The sequence below is a fragment of the Pectobacterium polonicum genome, assembly GCF_005497185.1.
Lineage (GTDB): Bacteria > Pseudomonadota > Gammaproteobacteria > Enterobacterales > Enterobacteriaceae > Pectobacterium > Pectobacterium polonicum.
Map to the genome: position 1 here is coordinate 1 of NZ_RJTN01000048.1, position 5,193 is coordinate 5,193.

1 tRNA gene and 3 rRNA genes are annotated in these 5,193 nt (G+C 52.3%); all 4 read left to right on the forward strand.

Features of this window, described 5'->3' with window-relative positions:
- Positions 1–47: 47 nt before the first annotated feature.
- Positions 48–1,590 (forward strand): 16S ribosomal RNA (locus tag EDI29_RS22385).
- Positions 1,591–1,730: 140 nt separating this feature from the next.
- Positions 1,731–1,806: transfer RNA gene (locus EDI29_RS22390), tRNA-Glu, on the forward strand.
- A gap of 223 nt (positions 1,807–2,029) precedes the next feature.
- Positions 2,030–4,937 (forward strand): 23S ribosomal RNA (locus EDI29_RS22395).
- A gap of 133 nt (positions 4,938–5,070) precedes the next feature.
- Positions 5,071–5,186: ribosomal RNA gene (gene rrf, locus EDI29_RS22400) — 5S ribosomal RNA — on the forward strand.
- Together the 16S, 23S and 5S rRNA genes with 1 tRNA gene alongside form the textbook arrangement of a ribosomal RNA operon.
- The last annotated feature ends 7 nt before the right edge of the window (positions 5,187–5,193 follow it).

A 5,193-nucleotide genomic window follows, 5' to 3' on the forward strand; every position in this document is an offset into this window, starting at 1 on the left:
TAATTCTTTGAGCATCGCTGACGAGTTCAGCAAATCAAACAAATCTTAAATTGAAGAGTTTGATCATGGCTCAGATTGAACGCTGGCGGCAGGCCTAACACATGCAAGTCGAGCGGTAGCACAGGGGAGCTTGCTCTCTGGGTGACGAGCGGCGGACGGGTGAGTAATGTCTGGGAAACTGCCTGATGGAGGGGGATAACTACTGGAAACGGTAGCTAATACCGCATAACGTCTTCGGACCAAAGAGGGGGACCTTCGGGCCTCTTGCCATCGGATGTGCCCAGATGGGATTAGCTAGTAGGTGAGGTAATGGCTCACCTAGGCGACGATCCCTAGCTGGTCTGAGAGGATGACCAGCCACACTGGAACTGAGACACGGTCCAGACTCCTACGGGAGGCAGCAGTGGGGAATATTGCACAATGGGCGCAAGCCTGATGCAGCCATGCCGCGTGTGTGAAGAAGGCCTTCGGGTTGTAAAGCACTTTCAGCGGGGAGGAAGGCGGTGAGATTAATACTCTCATCGATTGACGTTACCCGCAGAAGAAGCACCGGCTAACTCCGTGCCAGCAGCCGCGGTAATACGGAGGGTGCAAGCGTTAATCGGAATGACTGGGCGTAAAGCGCACGCAGGCGGTCTGTTAAGTTGGATGTGAAATCCCCGGGCTTAACCTGGGAACTGCATTCAAAACTGACAGGCTAGAGTCTTGTAGAGGGGGGTAGAATTCCAGGTGTAGCGGTGAAATGCGTAGAGATCTGGAGGAATACCGGTGGCGAAGGCGGCCCCCTGGACAAAGACTGACGCTCAGGTGCGAAAGCGTGGGGAGCAAACAGGATTAGATACCCTGGTAGTCCACGCTGTAAACGATGTCGATTTGGAGGTTGTGCCCTTGAGGCGTGGCTTCCGGAGCTAACGCGTTAAATCGACCGCCTGGGGAGTACGGCCGCAAGGTTAAAACTCAAATGAATTGACGGGGGCCCGCACAAGCGGTGGAGCATGTGGTTTAATTCGATGCAACGCGAAGAACCTTACCTACTCTTGACATCCACAGAACTTAGCAGAGATGCTTTGGTGCCTTCGGGAACTGTGAGACAGGTGCTGCATGGCTGTCGTCAGCTCGTGTTGTGAAATGTTGGGTTAAGTCCCGCAACGAGCGCAACCCTTATCCTTTGTTGCCAGCACGTAATGGTGGGAACTCAAAGGAGACTGCCGGTGATAAACCGGAGGAAGGTGGGGATGACGTCAAGTCATCATGGCCCTTACGAGTAGGGCTACACACGTGCTACAATGGCGTATACAAAGAGAAGCGACCTCGCGAGAGCAAGCGGACCTCATAAAGTACGTCGTAGTCCGGATTGGAGTCTGCAACTCGACTCCATGAAGTCGGAATCGCTAGTAATCGTAGATCAGAATGCTACGGTGAATACGTTCCCGGGCCTTGTACACACCGCCCGTCACACCATGGGAGTGGGTTGCAAAAGAAGTAGGTAGCTTAACCTTCGGGGGGGCGCTTACCACTTTGTGATTCATGACTGGGGTGAAGTCGTAACAAGGTAACCGTAGGGGAACCTGCGGTTGGATCACCTCCTTACCAAGAAGATGTGCGTTGAGTGAAGTGCTCACACAGATTGTCTGATGAAAATACTGAGCAAGCGCACCTGTTGATGCGATGAGTGTAAACTCATGCTGACACGATAGTGCCGGATTTTTAATTCGGTACGGATTTTTCGTGTCCCCATCGTCTAGAGGCCTAGGACACTGCCCTTTCACGGCTGTAACAGGGGTTCGAATCCCCTTGGGGACGCCAATCCGATAATGAGTGAAAGACATTATCATGAATATCTTAAAGATGATTCTTCGGAGTCATGTTTACGATATTGCTCTTTAACAATCTGGAACAAGCTGAAAATTGAAACATGACAGCTGAATGGTCGTTGATGCCTGCGGGTATCAGTGGCAAATCAGTCTGTCAGTGAGTCTCTCAAATAATCGCAGCACGATGATGTCTTTAAGACGCCTTCGGGTTGTGAGGTTAAGCGACTAAGCGTACACGGTGGATGCCTAGGCAGTCAGAGGCGATGAAGGGCGTGCTAATCTGCGATAAGCGTCGGTAAGCTGATATGAAGCGTTATACCCGACGATACCCGAATGGGGAAACCCAGTGTGTTTCGACACACTATCATTACGTGAATACATAGCGTAATGAGGCGAACCGGGGGAACTGAAACATCTCAGTACCCCGAGGAAAAGAAATCAACCGAGATTCCCCTAGTAGCGGCGAGCGAACGGGGAGGAGCCCAGAACCTGAATCAGTTTGTGTGTTAGTGGAAGCGTCTGGAAAGTCGCACAGTAAAGGGTGATAGTCCCGTACACAAAAATGCACAAGTTGTGAGTTCGATGAGTAGGGCGGGACACGTGACATCCTGTCTGAATATGGGGGGACCATCCTCCAAGGCTAAATACTCCTGACTGACCGATAGTGAACCAGTACCGTGAGGGAAAGGCGAAAAGAACCCCGGCGAGGGGAGTGAAATAGAACCTGAAACCGTGTACGTACAAGCAGTGGGAGCCTACTTGTTAGGTGACTGCGTACCTTTTGTATAATGGGTCAGCGACTTATATTCTGTAGCAAGGTTAACCGAATAGGGGAGCCGCAGGGAAACCGAGTCTTAACTGGGCGTTAAGTTGCAGGGTATAGACCCGAAACCCGGTGATCTAGCCATGGGCAGGTTGAAGGTTGGGTAACACTAACTGGAGGACCGAACCGACTAATGTTGAAAAATTAGCGGATGACTTGTGGCTGGGGGTGAAAGGCCAATCAAACCGGGAGATAGCTGGTTCTCCCCGAAAGCTATTTAGGTAGCGCCTCGTGAATTCATCTTCGGGGGTAGAGCACTGTTTCGGCTAGGGGGTCATCCCGACTTACCAACCCGATGCAAACTACGAATACCGAAGAATGTTATCACGGGAGACACACGGCGGGTGCTAACGTTCGTCGTGAAGAGGGAAACAACCCAGACCGCCAGCTAAGGTCCCAAAGTCATGGTTAAGTGGGAAACGATGTGGGAAGGCATAGACAGCCAGGATGTTGGCTTAGAAGCAGCCATCATTTAAAGAAAGCGTAATAGCTCACTGGTCGAGTCGGCCTGCGCGGAAGATGTAACGGGGCTAAACCATGCACCGAAGCTGCGGCAGCGACACTTAGGTGTTGTTGGGTAGGGGAGCGTTCTGTAAGCCGTTGAAGGTGGCCTGTGAGGGTTGCTGGAGGTATCAGAAGTGCGAATGCTGACATAAGTAACGATAATGCGGGTGAAAAACCCGCACGCCGGAAGACCAAGGGTTCCTGTCCAACGTTAATCGGGGCAGGGTGAGTCGACCCCTAAGGCGAGGCTGAAAAGCGTAGTCGATGGGAAACAGGTTAATATTCCTGTACTCGGTGTTACTGCGAAGGGGGGACGGAGAAAGCTAGGTTATCCGGGCGACGGTTGTCCCGGTTTAAGCGTGAAGGTGGGTGACTTAGGTAAATCCGGGTCATCGTTAACACTGAGGCGTGATGACGAGTCACTACGGTGATGAAGTAACCAATGCTACGCTTCCAGGAAAAGCCTCTAAGCTCCAGGTAACATCAAATCGTACCCCAAACCGACACAGGTGGTCAGGTAGAGAATACTCAGGCGCTTGAGAGAACTCGGGTGAAGGAACTAGGCAAAATGGTGCCGTAACTTCGGGAGAAGGCACGCTGGCGCGTAGGTGAAGTCCCTTGCGGATGGAGCTGAAGCCAGTCGCAGATACCAGCTGGCTGCAACTGTTTAATAAAAACACAGCACTGTGCAAACACGAAAGTGGACGTATACGGTGTGACGCCTGCCCGGTGCCGGAAGGTTAATTGATGGGGTCAGCCGCAAGGCGAAGCTCTTGATCGAAGCCCCGGTAAACGGCGGCCGTAACTATAACGGTCCTAAGGTAGCGAAATTCCTTGTCGGGTAAGTTCCGACCTGCACGAATGGCGTAATGATGGCCAGGCTGTCTCCACCCGAGACTCAGTGAAATTGAACTCGCTGTGAAGATGCAGTGTACCCGCGGCAAGACGGAAAGACCCCGTGAACCTTTACTATAGCTTGACACTGAACCTTGAGCCTTGATGTGTAGGATAGGTGGGAGGCTTTGAAGCGTGGACGCCAGTCTGCGTGGAGCCAACCTTGAAATACCACCCTTTAATGTTTGATGTTCTAACGTAGGCCCGTAATCCGGGTTGCGGACAGTGTCTGGTGGGTAGTTTGACTGGGGCGGTCTCCTCCCAAAGCGTAACGGAGGAGCACGAAGGTTAGCTAATCCTGGTCGGACATCAGGAGGTTAGTGCAAAGGCATAAGCTAGCTTGACTGCGAGAGTGACAGCTCGAGCAGGTGCGAAAGCAGGTCTTAGTGATCCGGTGGTTCTGAATGGAAGGGCCATCGCTCAACGGATAAAAGGTACTCCGGGGATAACAGGCTGATACCGCCCAAGAGTTCATATCGACGGCGGTGTTTGGCACCTCGATGTCGGCTCATCACATCCTGGGGCTGAAGTAGGTCCCAAGGGTATGGCTGTTCGCCATTTAAAGTGGTACGCGAGCTGGGTTTAGAACGTCGTGAGACAGTTCGGTCCCTATCTGCCGTGGGCGTTGGAAGATTGAGAGGGGTTGCTCCTAGTACGAGAGGACCGGAGTGAACGCACCACTGGTGTACGGGTTGTGATGCCAATTGCATTGCCCGGTAGCTAAGTGCGGAAGAGATAACCGCTGAAAGCATCTAAGCGGGAAACTTGCCTCGAGATGAGTCTTCCCTGGACACTAGATGTCCCTGAAGGGCCGTTGAAGACGACGACGTAGATAGGCTGGGTGTGTAAGCGTAGCGATACGTTGAGCTAACCAGTACTAATGACCCGAGAGGCTTAACCTTACAACACCGAAGGTGTTTTGAGTGATGATGACTCATAGAGACATGTTTTGATATTTAGCTTGTTCAAAGATTGGTTCTGATGGTTGTGCGAGAGCGTGAGCGAAGCATGACGGTTGGAATGAAACAGAATTTGCCTGGCGGCGATAGCGCGGTGGTCCCACCTGACCCCATGCCGAACTCAGAAGTGAAACGCCGTAGCGCCGATGGTAGTGTGGGGCTTCCCCATGTGAGAGTAGGGAACTGCCAGGCATCAAAT